The organism is Variovorax paradoxus (genome assembly GCF_009498455.1).
Lineage (GTDB): Bacteria > Pseudomonadota > Gammaproteobacteria > Burkholderiales > Burkholderiaceae_C > Variovorax > Variovorax paradoxus_H.
The window spans coordinates 2,027,389-2,041,954 of record NZ_CP045644.1; the positions used below are offsets into that span (position 1 = coordinate 2,027,389).

The window sequence follows — 14,566 nt, forward strand, 5'->3', positions numbered from 1 at the left end:
CGCATGAGCACGAGCGCGGCGCCTTCGCCGCTGCACTACTTCGGCATCCGCCACCACGGCCCCGGCTGTGCGCGCAGCCTGCTGCGCGCCTTCGAGTCGCTGCAGCCCGACTGCATCCTCGTCGAGGGCCCGCCCGAGGCCGAGCCGCTGCTGTCCTTTCTCGCGCATGCCGACCTGCAACCGCCGGTCGCGGTGCTGATCCACGCGAGCGAAGACACGGGCCTGGCCGCGTTCTATCCTTTCGCCACCTTCTCGCCCGAGTGGCAGGCGCTGCAATGGGGCGCCGCGCGCGGCGTGCCCACGCGCTTCATCGACCTGCCGCAGGCGCACCGCATGGCCATCGAGCAGGTCGCACGCGCAGCCGACGAGGCCAAGGCCGCAGAGCCTGTCGACACACCACTCGACGATGACGAGACCGACACGGTGCCCCTCGTTGAAACGGTCGAAGCCCCCGAGGAAGAACACGCCGCGCACACGTTGCCCGACGACCCCTTCGACTGGCTCGCCCACGCTGCCGGCTATGCCGACGGCGAGAGCTGGTGGAACCACATGGTCGAGGAACGCGGCGACGGCGAAGACCTGTTCGGCGCCATCGCCGAAGCCATGACCGCCGTGCGCGCCGAAACGCCCGAAGACCGGCGCGGCGTGCGCGCGATGGAACGCGAGCAGCGGCGCGAAGCCTTCATGCGGCAATCGATCCGCGAAGCCGTGAAGGCCGGCCACCAGCGCATCGCCGTCGTCTGCGGTGCGTGGCACGTGCCTGCGCTGCAGGGCGCGGCCACCGCCAAGGCCGATGCGGCGCTGCTCAAGGGCCTGCCCAAGCTCAAGGTGCTCGCGACCTGGGTACCGTGGACGTACCGGCACCTCACGAGCGCCAGCGGCTACGGCGCCGGCATCGATTCGCCGGGCTGGTACGAGCACCTGTGGCAGCAGGGGCACGAGGTGGCGGGGCGCAGCACCGGGTGGCTCGCACGCGTCGCGCGCTTGCTGCGCGAGCACGACCTCGACTGCTCCTCCGCCCACCTCATCGAGGCCACGCGCCTGGCCGACACGCTCGCCGCATTGCGCGAGCGCCCCGCGCCCGGCCTGCCCGAGCTCGACGAGGCCGTGCGCAGCGTGATCTGCATGGGCGAGCAGGCGCCGCTCACGCTCATCCGCGAACGCCTCACGGTCGGCGACCGCATGGGCCAGGTGCCGGCCGACGTGCCCACCGTGCCGCTGCAGCGCGACCTCGAACAGGCGCAGAAAAGCCTGCGCCTCAAGCCCGAGGCCACCGCGAAGACGCTCGACCTCGACCTGCGCCAGCCCAACGACCTCGCACGCAGCCACCTGCTGCACCGCCTGCGCCTGCTCGACCTGCCATGGGGCGAGGTCACCGCCGGCCAGCGCGCGAGCCGCGGCACCTTCCACGAGGTGTGGCAGCTGCAGTGGCAGCCCGAGTTCGCGCTGCGCGTCATCGAGGCCAGCCGCTTCGGCGCTACGGTGGCACACGCCGCCAGCGCGCGCGTGATGGAAGGGCTGGCGGCCGAGACCTCGCTCACCGTGCTCGCAGAGCAGGTCGACACCGTGCTGCTCGCCGACCTGCCCGTGGCCGTGCAGGCCGTGACCCGCGCGCTCGAAGACCGCGCCGCGCTCACCGGCGACGCCGTGCAGCTCATCGGCGCCGTGCCGCCGCTGGCCAACGTGTTCCGCTACGGCAGCGTGCGCCAGACCGACAGCGCGCTGCTCTCGCACGTGCTCGACAGCCTCATCGTGCGCGGCGCCATCGGCCTGCCGATTGCGTGCGGCGCGCTCGACGCCGAAGCCGCCGAGTCGCTGCGTATCCGCCTCATCGGCGCGCACGACGCGGTGCGCCTGCGTGATGGCGAAGAAACCACCACCGCCTGGCGCAACGCATTGCGTGCTATCGCCTTCGGCGAAACCGGCGCGCCGCTGCTGCGCGGCGTGAGCTGCCGGCTGCTGCTCGACGACGCGCAGATCGGCAGCGACGGCGCCTCGCAGCAACTGGCGCGCAACCTCTCGGCCGGCGCACCGCCGACCGATGCGGCGGCATGGCTCGAAGGCTTTCTCAACCGCAACGCGATGGTGCTGCTGCACGACGATGCCGTGTGGTCGCTGGTCGACGGCTGGCTCGCGGGGCTCGGTGAAGACCACTTCGTGCAGGTGCTGCCGCTGGTGCGGCGCAGCTTCGCGGACTTCTCGGGCGCCGACCGGCGCGCGCTCGGCGAACGCGCCAAGCGCGGTGCGGTCGGCGGCACCTTGCCGTCTGCCGTGGCTGCCACCAACTGGGACGAATCACGCGCGGTGCTCGCGCTGCCGCTGCTGCGGGAACTGCTGGGAGTGAAGGCATGAGCGCGAATCCAATGCCCATCGACGACGAAGAACAAACCCTGCCGCCCACCGACCGGCTGCAGCGCTGGCGCCTCGTGCTCGGCAGCGAAGCCAACGCCAGCTGCGGCGCCATCGAAGGCCGCGTGCGCGAGATCGACCAGGCACTCGCCGCGCTCTACGAAGCTGATGGCCGGCGCGGCCTCGGCCAGGGTGGGCAGCGCGGCGGCCGCGGCGATTCGGCGCCCAGCGTGGCGCGCTGGCTCGGCGACATCCGCAAGTACTTTCCGAGCCAGGTGGTGCAGGTCATGCAGCGCGACGCGATGGAGCGGCTCAACCTGCGCCAGATGCTGTTGCAGCCCGAGATGCTCGAGAACGCGCAGCCCGACGTGCACCTGGTGGCCAACCTCGTGGCACTGGCGAGCGTGATCCCGGCCGGCACGAAGGACACGGCGCGCGCCGTGGTGCGCAAGGTGGTCGACGAGCTCATGAAGAAGCTCGAGGAGCCGATGCGCAGCGCCGTGAGCGGCGCGCTCAACCGCAGCCAGCGCAACCGCCGCCCGCGCCATTCGGAGATCGACTGGCACCGCACCATCCGCGCCAACCTGCGCCACTGGCAGCCCGAGTACCGCACCGTGGTGCCGCAGACGCTGATCGGCTACGGGCGCAAGGCGCGCCAGCCGCAGCGCGAAGTGATCCTGTGCATCGACCAGAGCGGATCGATGGCCGCGTCGGTCGTGTATTCGAGCATCTTCGGCGCGGTGATGGCGAGCCTGCCGGCGGTGTCGACCAAGCTGGTGGTGTTCGACACCGCCGTGGTCGACATGACCGAGCAGTTGCAAGACCCGGTCGACCTGCTGTTCGGCGTGCAGCTGGGCGGCGGCACGGACATCAACGGCGCCGTGGGCTACTGCCAGACGCTGGTGCGCGAGCCGCGCAACACCATCCTGATCCTCATCTCCGACCTGTACGAAGGCGGCGTGGAAGACGGCCTGCTGCGCCGCGCCCACCAGCTGGTGGAGGCCGGCGTGCAGTTCATCGCGCTGCTGGCGCTCAGCGACGAGGGCGCGCCCTCGTACGACCGCGACCTGGCCGCCAAGCTCGCCGCGCTGGGCGTGCCCTCGTTCGCCTGCACGCCCGATGCGTTCCCCGGGCTCATGGCCGCGGCCATCAAGCGCGAGGACGTGTCGACCTGGGCCGCAGGGCAGGGCTTGAAGACCAGCCGCGCGGCCTGACGCGAGAGACGATGACGGCGCTCAGCGCGCCGCGTCGTCGTCGCTCGGGAGGAACGCGTCGCCCGGCGTCAGCGGTGCGTGGCGGTAGCTGGCCGGCGTGCGGCTGAGCTTCACCGGCGCGCCGATGCCGCGGTAGCCGCCTTCCATCTCCACCACCATCTCGCGGTGCAGCGTGTGCGGGTGCTGCAGCGCAGCCGCCACGGGCAGCACGGGCGCGGCGGGCACGCCGGCGGCCATCAGCTGGTCGACCAGCGTGCGGCCGTCGAAGGCGGCGAGCGCGGCTTCGAGCTGCTGCTTGAGGCCGTCGCGGTTCACAGAGCGCGCGCCGGCAGTGCGGTACAGCGGGTCGTCGGACAGCGCGGGCAGGCCGATGCAGCGGCAGAAGCTCGCGAACTGGCGGTCGTTGCCCACGGCCACGAAGATCGGGTCGGTGCCCGTGGCCAGCGCGTCGTAGGGATAGATGTTGGGGTGCGCGTTGCCGGTGCGGCGCGGCGCCGTGCCGTCCATGAACCAGTTGGCTGCGTGCGGGTGCAGCAGCGAGAGGCCGCTGTCGTACAGCGCCGCTTCGACGAACTGGCCACGTCCGCTGCGATTCCGCTCTTGCAGTGCGAGCAGCACGCCGATGACGGCGTTGAGCCCGGTCACCATGTCGACCACCGGCAGGCCCACGCGCAGCGGGCCGCCGTCGGCCTCGCCGTTGATGCTCATGATGCCGGTCATGGCCTGCACGGCGGCGTCGTAGCCCGGCAGCGCGCCCAGCGGGCCATCGGCGCCGAAGCCCGACACGCGGCACCACACCAGGCGCGGAAAGCGCTGCGACAGCGCCTCGTAGCCGATGCCCCAGCGCTCCATCGTGCCGGTCTTGAAGTTCTCGATCAGCACGTCGGCCTCGGCCACCAGCGTGAGCAGCGCATCGCGGCCTTCTTCGGTCGAGAAGTCCAGGTGCTGCACGCGCTTGTTGCGGTTCAGCCCGTGGTAGTACGAGGCCACGCCTTCCTTGAAGGGCGGGCCCCAGGTGCGCGTGTCGTCGCCTTGCGGCGGCTCGACCTTGAGCACGTCGGCGCCGTGGTCGCCGAGGATCTGGCCGCAGTACGGGCCGCCGAGGATGCGCGAGATGTCGAGCACGCGGATGCCCGCGAGGGCGCTTTGGGGGGATGTCATGTCAGTGCGGTGCCTTCGTCGTCGTCAATCGAGCTGCGCGCCCGACTTCGTCACCACGTCTTTCCACTTGGCCGTTTCGCTGGCGATGAACTGCGCCAGCTTCTGCGGCGAGGTGTCGGCCGATGCTTCGAGGCCTTGGCCGGCGAACATCTGCTTCACCTTCGGCGAGTTGAGCACTTCGGCGAACGCGTGGTTGAGCTTGGCCACGCGGTCGGGCGGCGTGCCGGCCGGGGCGACGATGCCGAAGAACACGCTCACGTCGTAGCCCTTGTTGCCTTGCTCGGCAATCGTCGGCACGTCGGGCAGCGCCTGCGAGCGCGCTGCCGTCGCCACGCCGAGCGCGCGCAGCTTGCCGGTCTTGACGTAGGGCAGCGCGGTGAGGATGTCGGTGAAGGTCATGCTGACCTGGTTGCCCAGCAGGTCGTTGAGCGCCGGGCCCGTGCCTTTGTAGGGCACGTGCAGCAGGTCGGTGCCGGCCACCGAGTTGAACAGCACGCCCGCCAGGTGCGACGAGGCGCCGTTGCCCGACGAGGCATAGCTCAGCTTGCCCGGGTTGGCCTTGGCGTAGGCGACCAGCTCGGGCACGTTCTTCACCGGCAGGGCCGGGTTCACCACCAGGATGTTCGGCAGGTAGCCGACCTGGATCACGGGCGCGAAGCTCTTCGTCGGGTCGTAGCTGATCTTGCGGTACAGGCTGACGTTGATGGCCAGCGGGCCCGAGGTGCCGAACAGCAGCGTGTGGCCGTCGGCCTCGGCGCGCGCCACGTAGTCGGCGCCGATGTTGCCGCCCGCGCCCGCGCGGTTCTCCACGATCATGGGCTGGCCGAGCTTGTCGCGCAGCTCGGCGGCGAGCGTGCGCGCCATCGCATCGGTCGGGCCGCCGGGCGGGAAGGGCACGACCAGCGTCATCGGCTTGGACGGGAAGGCGCCGGGTTGCGCGTGCGCAGCGGGCGTGGCCGCGAGCAGCAGGGTGGCGCAGGCGGTGGCCGCCGCGCTGAGGAAATGGCTGAGTGAATGTCGCATGGGTTCTTGTCTCCGTTGTTCTAGAAAAAGTGGGGTCAGGCGGCGGTGCGGACGACGGCGGCGTGCCAGTCGGCAGGCAGCGCATCGGGCGCCAGCGGATCGCGCGGCAGCACGCGGTGCAGCAGCACCAGCTGCGCCCAGCGCAGGCGCGCGGCGGACCCGCCGGCCGAGGCCTCCCAGGCCATCGCGGCGGCGCTGGTGCAGTGGTACAGCGCCGATGCGGCCTGACGTGCGAGCACGTCGCCGCCTTCGCGTGCGGCGGTTTCGGCCAGGGCGCAGGCGCGTGCCATCGTGTCGCGCAGCGCGGCAGCGAAGGCGGGCGTGAGTTCGGTGGCGTCGCCGATGAGCTTCTCGACGTGCGCGCGCAGCACGGGCAGCGAGCCTTCGCGCTTCACGGCGCGGATCACGTCGAGCGCCACGATGTTGCTGGTGCCTTCCCAGATCGAGCCCAGGTGCGCGTCGCGCACGATGCGCGGGTCGCTCCATTCCTCGATGTAGCCGCAGCCGCCGCGCACTTCCATCGCATCGCCCGTGACCTGGCGCGCGTCGCGGCAAGCGCGGAACTTGATGAGCGGCGTGAGGATGCGCAGCAGCGCATACGCATCGGGCTCGCCGGCGTCGGAGCGCGCGAGCGCTTGCGCGGTCTGGCAGACCATGGTGCGGGCCTGCTCGGACGGCACGCGCAGCTTGTCGAGCTGGCGCTGCATCAGCGGCATCTGCTCGAGCGCGCGGCCGAAGGCGCGGCGCTCGGAAGCGATGTACTCGGCCTCGGCCACCGCGCGGCGCATCAGGCCGGCGGAGCGCACGCCGTTCGACAGGCGCGAGTTGTTGACCATGTCGGCCATCTGCTGGAAGCCGCGGCCTTCCTCGCCCACGAGGTAGGCCACCGCGCCTTCGAGGCGGATCTCGCCGCTGGCCATCGAGCGCGTGCCCAGCTTGTCCTTGAGCCGGATGATGCGGTAGTGGTTGAGGCTGCCGTCGTCGAGTTCGCGCGGCAGCAGGAACAGCGACACGCCCTTCATGCCCGCGGGCGCATCGTCCGCGCGTGCGAGCACCATCGCAAAGCCGGCATCGGGGTTAGAGCAGAACCACTTGTCGCCGGCCAGGCGCCAGCTGCCGTCGGCCTGGCGATGCGCGGTGGTGGCGGTGGCGGCGATGTCGGAGCCGGCGGCCTGCTCGGTCATGAACATCGCGCCCTGCGCCAGTTCGTCGAAGTCGAGCGAGGTCAGGCGCGGCAGGTACTTGGCGACCAGCTCGGGCGTGCCGAACTTCTTCAGCGTGCGCGTGAGCGAGTCGGTCATCGAGACCGGGCAGCACAGGCCGAACTCGGCCTGCACGAAGAGGTAGGTCAGCACGTACTTGACCAGCGGCGGCATCTTGCCTTGCCAGCCCAGCGTCTCGTCGCGGTGCGAGATGGCGGCCAGGCCGAATTCGCTGAGCGCCAGGCGCTCCATCTCGACATAGGCCGGATGCTTGATGACCTTCTGCTCGTCCACGCCGGTGCGCGTGCGCTGCTTGAGCGTGGGCGGGTTGCGGTCGGCGGTGCCGGCCAGGTCGTCCAGCAGGCCGCCCGCCAGGCCGCCCAGGCGTTCGAAGTGCGGGCGCATGTGCGTGCGCAGGGCTTCGGGCAGGTACAGCGCGAGCAGCGTGTGCAGCTCGGTGTCGGTGGTGAAGAGGTTCTGGCCGTGGCGATCGGGGATCGGGTGCGCGGTGGGGTGCGCGGCGGCTGCGGCTGCGGATGTAGGCATGCGGGCGTCTCCTGGTTCGCCGCATTGTTGAGTTGGCAACGATCCGTGTCTAATATTGATTTGGTCTTGTATGATTTGATTTAACTATTCATGGAACTGCGGCACCTGCGCTACTTCTCCGTGCTCGCCGAAGAGCTGCACTTCGGGCGCGCCGCGCGGCGCTTGGCCATTTCGCAGCCGCCGCTGTCGGTGGCGATCCGCCAGCTCGAAGAGTCGGTGGGCGCGCGCCTGTTCGAGCGCAACAGCAAGGAGGTGCGGCTCACGCCCGCGGGCGAGGCGCTGCGCGTGTCGGCGCGGCGCGTGCTGCTGCAGGCCGAGGAGGCCGCCATGGAGGCGCGCGACGTGGCCACCGGTTCGGCGGGCCGGCTGCGCATCGGCTTTGTCGGCGCCATGCTCTACCGCGGCCTGCCGCCCGCGCTGCGTGCGTTCCAGGCGCGGCATCCGGCGGTGCGCATCACGCTGAGCGAACTCAATTCGGGCGTGCAGATCGCCGAGCTGCTGCACGACCGGCTCGACCTGGGCTTCGTTCACACCAGCCGCATGCCGGCCGAGCTGCAGCACCGGCTGCTGTTGTCGGAGCCCTTCGTGGCCTGCCTGCCCGCGGGCCATGCGCTGGCGCGCAAGCGCGTGCTGGCGCCGGCCGACCTGCGCGCGCAGCCCTTCGTGCTGTTCTCGCGCGAGGCCTCACCCGATTACCACGAGCGCATCCTCTCGATCTGCGCCGACGCGGGCTTTTCGCCCGAGGTGCGCCACGAGGTGCGGCACTGGCTGGCCGTGGTCTCGCTGGTGTCGCAGGGCATGGGCGTGGCGCTGGTGCCGCAGGCGATGCGGCACTCGGCGCTGCGCGGCGCGGTGTTCCGCCCGCTCGACCGCGCGGTGGCGCAGTCGGAGGCTTATGGCGTGTGGCGCACCGGGCCGGTCAATGTGCTGGTCGAGCGGCTGCTGCAGGGCGTATCCAACGTCCAACCGGCCGCCGCCGGGCCGCCCCAAGGCGGCCGGGCCTCCCCCATGGGGGGTGGCGAATTACACGCAGCGAAGCGAAGTGAAAAGCCGGGGGGCCGACATTTCTAGGCGTACAGCGGCTCTTCCGCCATCTGCTCGCACTGGTCTTCCAGCACGAGGATCTGGCCCTTCCAGTAGTCGCTGGAGCCGAACCACGGAAAGTTGATCGGGAAGATCGGGTCTTCCCAGCGGCGCGCCAGCCAGGCGCTGTAGTGGATGAGCCGCAGCGTGCGCAGCGGTTCGATGAGCGCCAGCTCGCGGCGGTCGAATTCGCGGAACTGCTCGTAGCCGTCGAGCAGGCCCGACAGCTGCGCCGTGCGCTGCGCGCGGTCGCCCGACAGCAGCATCCACAGGTCTTGCACCGCGAAGCCCGTGCGCGCGTCGTCCAGGTCGACGAAGTGCGGGCCGCCGCCGGGGCGGTCGGTGGGCGTCCACAGGATGTTGCCGGGGTGCACGTCGCCGTGCAGGCGCAGCTTGCGGGGCTTGAAGTCGGAGGCCGGCGGCTGCAACGCCAGGGCGGTGGCGCGGACCATGTCCAGCGCCTCGTTGCAGGTCTTTTCCCATTCGCGCTGCATGTCGAGCGGGATCTTGTCGTTCTCGAGCAGCCAGTCGCGCGAGTCCAGGCCGAAGGTCTGCAGGTCGAGCGCGGGGCGGGCCTCGAAGGGCTTGGCGCTGCCCACGGTGTGGATGCGCGCGAGGAAGCGGCCGACCCATTCGAGCACCTCGAAGTTGTCGAGCTCGGGCGCACGGCCGCCGCGGTAGGGGCTCACGCTGAAGGCAAAGCCCGCGTGGTGGTGCAGCGTCTTGCCGTCGAAGGCCAGCGGCGGCACGGCCGGCACTTCGCCAGCGGCCAGTTCGAGCGAGAAGGCGTGCTCCTCGAGGATCTCGGCCTCGCTCCAGCGGCCGGGGCGGTAGAACTTGAGCACCACCGCAGGATGGGGATTCGGGTCTTCCAGGAACACCTGGTAGACCCGGTTTTCATAGGAGTTCAGGCCGGTGAGCCGGCCGTCGCCGTGCAGGCCGAGTGTCGCGAGCGCGTCGAGCACCACGTCAGGCGTGAGGCTCTCGTAAGGATGTGTGTTCGCGGGCGCGACAGAAGAAGGGGTCATGCGGCGATTGTCGCCACACGGGCCCCGTGCCGGTCAGCGAGCGCCCGCTTGTTTGTAAAGCGAAAGGATATGGCCCGTGCGCGGGTCGCCCTTGCCCGCCAGCACCTGCGCGTAGGCGGCCTGCACCGCCTCGCCGCCAAAGTGGTGTTGGGCGTGCAGCCAGGGGTTGTTGGGGTCGGTCACCGTGGCCAGGAAGTGGTGCCAGGCGGCCACCATGCGCCGGCCGAACTCGTCGGCGCCCCATTCGGTGGTGCGCTTTTTTATCTGCGCCGGCGCAAAGAACAGCGTGGCGCGCGGGCCGCTCAGGCTCTTGCCGGCGCCCTTGGCGGCGAGCTGCTCCACGTGCGTGCCGCCGATCGAGCTGCTGTACTTCAGGTTCGTGAAGCGCTCGTGGATCGCAGTGCGCAGCTCGCCGTTGCCGGCGAAGTCGATGTACACGCACGGCGTGTCGGCCGCGATGCTGTCGAGCGCGTCGTAGGTCACCACGCGGTCGTAGCAGCCCAGGCTCTGGCAGAAGGCCACGTTGGCGGGCGACGTGAGGCCGATCACTTCGATGCCTTCGCGCTGGTGCAGCTGGAAGGCCGTGCCGTAGGCCGTCTTGCTCGACGCGCTCGACAGCAGCATGGTGGTGGCGCCGAAGAAGTCGTTGTCGGCCATGAAGTCGTCGATGAGCCACGAGGTGATGAACAGCGGGCGCAGCAGCGCCTGCAGGTCTTCGGTGTCGGTGGTGTACAGCGGGTCGGCGTTGCAGCGGAAATACTGGTTGTAGACCGCGGGCAGCTCGGCGCGGTGCGGCGCCGCGTCGGTGAAGCGTGCGGGCGAGAGCCGGTCGGGGCTGAGCACCGCGCTCGTGGCCATCGGCCAGTAGCCGTACAGCCGTTCGCCCACGGCCACGCCCGGGTGCAGCGACTGCACCACGCTCGCGAAGCCCCACACCGGGATGCTGCCCCAGCCTTCTTCCTCGGAGGGGAAGAACTGCCAGTAGCTCATCGCATCGCCGAAGGCGGCGTAGGTGATGTTGTTGGAGGTGAGCGCAAAGCTGTCGATGCGCACGCGCACCTGGCCGTCGGCCAGCGGCCGTTCGGTGGTGTCGGTGTGCAGGCGCGCGGTGGCGAGCTGGTCTTTGCGGATCAGGAGGTGGGTGGTGCTCATGGGGTCGATCTCCACGGGTGTGTGTTGAGGACTAGCGGGCGAGACGTGCGGCCACATTAGCCAAGCTTGGTGAAAGGCGCTATCTCGGCGTGCGTTTCGGCGTCACCCGTGAGACAGACATGAAAAAAGCGCCCGGGCCTGGGGCCGGGGCGCTTCTTTTTTTCACGAAACCGTCAGAGCGGAATCAGACGATGGTGAGTTCCACGTCGATGTTGCCGCGGGTGGCGTTCGAGTACGGGCAGACCTGGTGGGCGGTGTCGACCAGCAGCTTCTTCTGTGCGTCGTCGAGGCCGGGCAGCGAGATCGCCAGTTGCACCGAGATGCCGTAGGCCGCGCCGCCGTTCGTCGGGCCGAGGGAAACCTTCGAGTCGATGGCGACTTCTTCCGGCACCTTGACGCTGATCTTCGGGCCGACGGCCTTCATGGCGCCGATGAAGCAGGCGGCGTAGCCGACCGCGAACAGCTGCTCGGGGTTGGTGCCGGGCTTGCCCGAACCGGGCGAGCTCAGCTTGACGTCGATGGCGCCGTCGCTGGACTTGCCGGCGCCGTCACGGCCGCCGACGGTGTGGGCTTCTGCGGTGTAGAGAACTTTGTCGAGCTTGGTGGTCATGGTGATTTCCTTTGGCTTGGGGTGGTGAAAGGGCTTCCTGGGGAGGCCGGGGAGAACTGTGATGGGGTTGTGTGTCAGGCGGCTTTGCGGATGCGGTCGCGCAGGGTCTGGATCTGCTGCGTGAGGGCGATCAGCTCGGGCACCGAGCATTCGCTGGCGGCCATGAGGCACTCGGGGACGTTGGCGGCGCGGGACTTGAGTTTGCGGCCGGTGGCGGTGAGCGTGATGTGGACGCGGCGCTCGTCTGCGACGTCGCGGACGCGGGCTACGTAGCCGTTGGCTTCGAGGCGCTTGAGCAGCGGGGTCAGCGTGCCGGAATCCAGCGAGAGGCGCTCGCCGAGGGCGGAGACGGTGGGGCCGTCTTGTTCCCAGAGGGCGAGCATCACCAAGTATTGAGGGTAGGTGAGCTGGAGCTTTTCCAGCAGCGGCTTGTAGAGACGGGTCATGGCCAAGGACGCGGAGTAGACGGCGAAGCAGAGCTGGTTGTCTAGCTTGAGCATCTCGTCTGGTTGGATCTTCTTTGGCATGGGTGGAATTGTAGTTCGCAATTGAATTGTGTGCAATGTAGTTGGTTTGGGTGACATGGGGTGGGGGTCGTTTTGCTTTCCGAGGCCGGGACTCGCCCCGGCGGGCGACTTACTTTCTTTTGCTTCGCCAAAAGAAAGTAAGCAAAGAAAAGGCGACCCCACTGTCTGCGTCCCTTCGCTTCGCTGCGGGCAACCTGCGGTGCTCGCGTTTCGCGGGGTCTCGCAGAACTCGCTGCGCTCAAACAGCTGCGAGCCCTGATCCGCGAAACGCTGCGCTCCTCGGCGCAGCCAGAGGGGATTGGGACACCGGGCGGGCCGTCGCTTCGCTCGGCATGGGATCGGGCCTTTGCTTCGGTCGGCTTGGGATCGGGCCTTTGCTTCGGTCGGCGGGGGACTTGCTCCCTCTCCCCTTGGGGAGAGGGCGGGGGTGAGGGCGTCGGCCTTTGTGCGCGCGAGGCGGTGTTTCTGTGCCGCGGACCCTCACCCCAACCCTCTCCCCAAGGGGAGAGGGAGTAATGCAAGCCGAGCGAGCGAAGGCTCGTGAGGTGTTCAGCTGCCGAGCAAAGCGATGGCCCGCTCGGTATCAAACCCCTTCTGTATGCGCCGAGGAGCGCAGCGTTTCGCGGATCAGGGCTCGCCCTTGTTTGAGCGAAGCGAGTTTGGGCGAGACCCCGCGGAACGTGAGCACCGCAGGTTGCCCGCAGCGAAGCGCAGGGACGCAGACAGCAGGGTCGCCTTTCTTTTGCCTACGTTTCTTTGGCGAAGCAAAGAAAAGTAGGTCGCCCGCCGGGGCGAGACCCGGCCCCGGGAAGCAAACCAGATCACGCCCTAAACATCACCCCCGAAACCTCTTCCGAGTCAACGCCAAAGCAACCCAGAAAGCAACAACCGCATAAACAACCAACACCCCCGCATGCACCCACCACCCCTCAGGCCACCGATCCATGAACAACGGCCGCACCAAAGCCACAGCATTAGTCAACGGCAACCACGCAGCCACAGCACGCACAGCAGCAGGCAACTGCTCCAAAGGAAAAAACACCCCACTCAAAAACATCATCGGCGTCATGAACAGCGTGAAGTAATAAGTAAAAAAGTCATACCCCTTGGCCAACGCATTGAAGATCAACGCCACAGAAGAAAACGTGATCCCACACCCAATCAACACCATCCAAGCCACGATCAACTTGGGGCTGTGACTGATCCCCAACCCCAACATCACAAACAAGATCGCAGTCACAGTAAAGATCGACTTGAACGCCGCCCACAGCATCTCCGCGAGAACGATGTCATCCAGCCCCACCGGCGCATTCATGATCCCGTCCCACGTCTTCTGCACATGCATCCGAGAAAACGCCGAATACAGCGCTTCAAAGCTCGCCGCATTCATCGCACTCATGCAGATCGACCCACTCGCCAGGAACAGGATGTACGGCACCTGCGTGCCATCCACCGTCACCTGCCCGACGAGTGCGCCCATGCCGTAGCCAAAGGCCACGAGCCAGATCAGGGGCTCCGCGATGTTGCCGATGAGGCTGGGCAGCGCGAGCTTGCGCCACACCAGCAGGTTGCGCAAAAACACCGGCCACCATCGCATCGACAGCTCAGGCGCGCGCCACACGGAGGGTGAAGGAGGCACGGGTGTCTCAGAAGAAGCAGTGGTCGTGTTCATAAAGAAGGTCTGATTAGCCATCTTGGCGAATCTGCCGGCCAGTGAGCTTGAGGAAAAGATCTTCCAGGTTGGCCGGCCGATGGAAGGTCCGCAGCCCGCCATGCTGCGTCAGCGCGTCAAGCAAACGCCGCGCATCCTGCGTGTAGAAGAACACGGTCTCCCCGCTCACCTCCACGCGCGCAGCCAACGCCTGCAACTCCGCCGAGCCGGCCAGCGACAGCGCGCCATTGCCATACACCTCGACCACATCAGGCTCCAGGTGCTCGGCGATCAAATCGCGCGGGCGGCCTTCGGCGATCTTGCGGCCATGGTCGAGCACCAGCAGACGCGAACACAGGCGCTCGGCCTCGTCCATGAAGTGCGTGGTCAGCAGGATCGACTTGCCCTGCTGCAGCAGCACCTGCAGCCGCTCCCACATCAGATGGCGCGCCTGCGGGTCGAGCCCGGTGGTGGGCTCGTCGAGCAGCAACAACTTGGGGTCGTTCACCAGCGCACGCGCCAGCGACAGCCGCCGGCGCATGCCGCCCGACAACTCACCGGGCTTGGCGTCGGCCTTGTGCGAGAGCGCGGCGAACTCCAGCAGCTGCGGCACGCGTTCGCGCACATGCGCCTTGCTGAAACCGAAATAACGGCCGTACACCACGAGGTTCTCGGCGCAGCTGAAGTCGGGGTCGAGCGTGTCGAACTGCGACACCACGCCCAGCTGCGCCTTGATGGCCAGCGCGTCGCGTGGCATCTGCAAACCCAGCGCCTCGATGCTGCCGCCGTCGGGCGCGGTCAGCCCCAGGCACATGCGGATGGTGGTGGTCTTGCCCGCGCCGTTCGGCCCGATCACGCCCAGGCACTCGCCGGGCGCGATCTCGAACGAAAGATCGTCGACGACCGTGGTCTCGCCGTAGCGCTTGCGCAGCCCGCGGACCTGGAACAACGGGGAGGAAGAAGAAGGCGAGGAGGGGGTGGTGGGAGATGGCACGCGGTCATTCTGACGCAGCTCGCCGA

At 68.6% G+C, this 14,566-nt stretch carries 12 protein-coding genes; 3 read left to right on the plus strand and 9 right to left on the minus strand.

Going from position 1 to position 14,566, the window contains the following annotated elements; genetic code table 11:
* Positions 1-3: 3 nt before the first annotated feature.
* Both GFK26_RS09230 and GFK26_RS09235 read left to right on the plus strand, forming a co-directional pair.
* Positions 4-2,352 carry a DUF5682 family protein gene (locus GFK26_RS09230; protein WP_153281724.1) on the plus strand — a complete coding sequence of 783 codons (2,349 nt, stop codon included), beginning with the start codon at positions 4-6 and terminating at the stop codon, positions 2,350-2,352.
* Complete coding sequence (locus GFK26_RS09235) at positions 2,349-3,563, plus strand: VWA domain-containing protein (protein WP_153281725.1); 1,215 nt, start codon at positions 2,349-2,351, stop codon at positions 3,561-3,563. The genes GFK26_RS09230 and GFK26_RS09235 overlap by 4 nt, the downstream gene beginning before the upstream one ends.
* 21 nt (positions 3,564-3,584) lie before the next feature.
* On the opposite strand, the gene GFK26_RS09240 is transcribed toward GFK26_RS09235, so the two are convergent.
* From GFK26_RS09240 to GFK26_RS09250, 3 genes are read right to left on the minus strand one after another with little or no spacing between them, the layout of a single operon-like run.
* Positions 3,585-4,724, minus strand: coding sequence for a CaiB/BaiF CoA transferase family protein (locus GFK26_RS09240; RefSeq protein ID WP_153281726.1), 1,140 nt, complete (start codon positions 4,722-4,724; stop codon positions 3,585-3,587).
* Between the two features lie 24 nt (positions 4,725-4,748).
* Positions 4,749-5,747, minus strand: coding sequence for a Bug family tripartite tricarboxylate transporter substrate binding protein (locus GFK26_RS09245; protein ID WP_153281727.1), 999 nt, complete (start codon positions 5,745-5,747; stop codon positions 4,749-4,751).
* Positions 5,748-5,782: 35 nt separating this feature from the next.
* Positions 5,783-7,495 (minus strand): acyl-CoA dehydrogenase family protein, encoded by a 1,713-nt coding sequence (locus GFK26_RS09250; protein ID WP_153281728.1) that lies wholly within the window; start codon positions 7,493-7,495, stop codon positions 5,783-5,785.
* Between the two features lie 90 nt (positions 7,496-7,585).
* On the opposite strand from GFK26_RS09250, the gene GFK26_RS09255 reads away from it, so the two are divergent.
* Complete coding sequence (locus tag GFK26_RS09255) at positions 7,586-8,566, plus strand: LysR family transcriptional regulator (protein WP_153281729.1); 981 nt, start codon at positions 7,586-7,588, stop codon at positions 8,564-8,566.
* Here GFK26_RS09255 and GFK26_RS09260 read toward each other — a convergent pair.
* From GFK26_RS09260 to GFK26_RS09285, 6 genes are all read right to left on the minus strand, one after another.
* Positions 8,563-9,606: a serine/threonine protein kinase gene (locus GFK26_RS09260; protein WP_153281730.1), complete on the minus strand. Its 1,044-nt coding sequence runs from the start codon at positions 9,604-9,606 to the stop codon at positions 8,563-8,565. The genes GFK26_RS09255 and GFK26_RS09260 overlap by 4 nt on opposite strands.
* Before the next feature lie 33 nt (positions 9,607-9,639).
* On the minus strand, positions 9,640-10,758 hold the full coding sequence (locus GFK26_RS09265; RefSeq protein WP_194274057.1) for a DUF2855 family protein: 1,119 nt from the start codon (positions 10,756-10,758) through the stop codon (positions 9,640-9,642).
* Between the two features lie 184 nt (positions 10,759-10,942).
* The gene (locus GFK26_RS09270; protein ID WP_062481095.1) at positions 10,943-11,368 is read right to left on the minus strand and encodes an organic hydroperoxide resistance protein; all 426 of its coding nucleotides are present in this window, start codon (positions 11,366-11,368) and stop codon (positions 10,943-10,945) included.
* A gap of 74 nt (positions 11,369-11,442) precedes the next feature.
* Positions 11,443-11,895, minus strand: coding sequence for a MarR family winged helix-turn-helix transcriptional regulator (locus GFK26_RS09275; protein WP_153281732.1), 453 nt, complete (start codon positions 11,893-11,895; stop codon positions 11,443-11,445).
* 835 nt (positions 11,896-12,730) lie between these two features.
* Positions 12,731-13,567 carry an ABC transporter permease gene (locus GFK26_RS09280; protein ID WP_153281733.1) on the minus strand — a complete coding sequence of 279 codons (837 nt, stop codon included), beginning with the start codon at positions 13,565-13,567 and terminating at the stop codon, positions 12,731-12,733.
* A 13-nt stretch (positions 13,568-13,580) separates the two neighbouring features.
* Positions 13,581-14,540 carry an ATP-binding cassette domain-containing protein gene (locus GFK26_RS09285; protein WP_228121955.1) on the minus strand — a complete coding sequence of 320 codons (960 nt, stop codon included), beginning with the start codon at positions 14,538-14,540 and terminating at the stop codon, positions 13,581-13,583.
* Between the last annotated feature and the right edge of the window lie 26 nt (positions 14,541-14,566).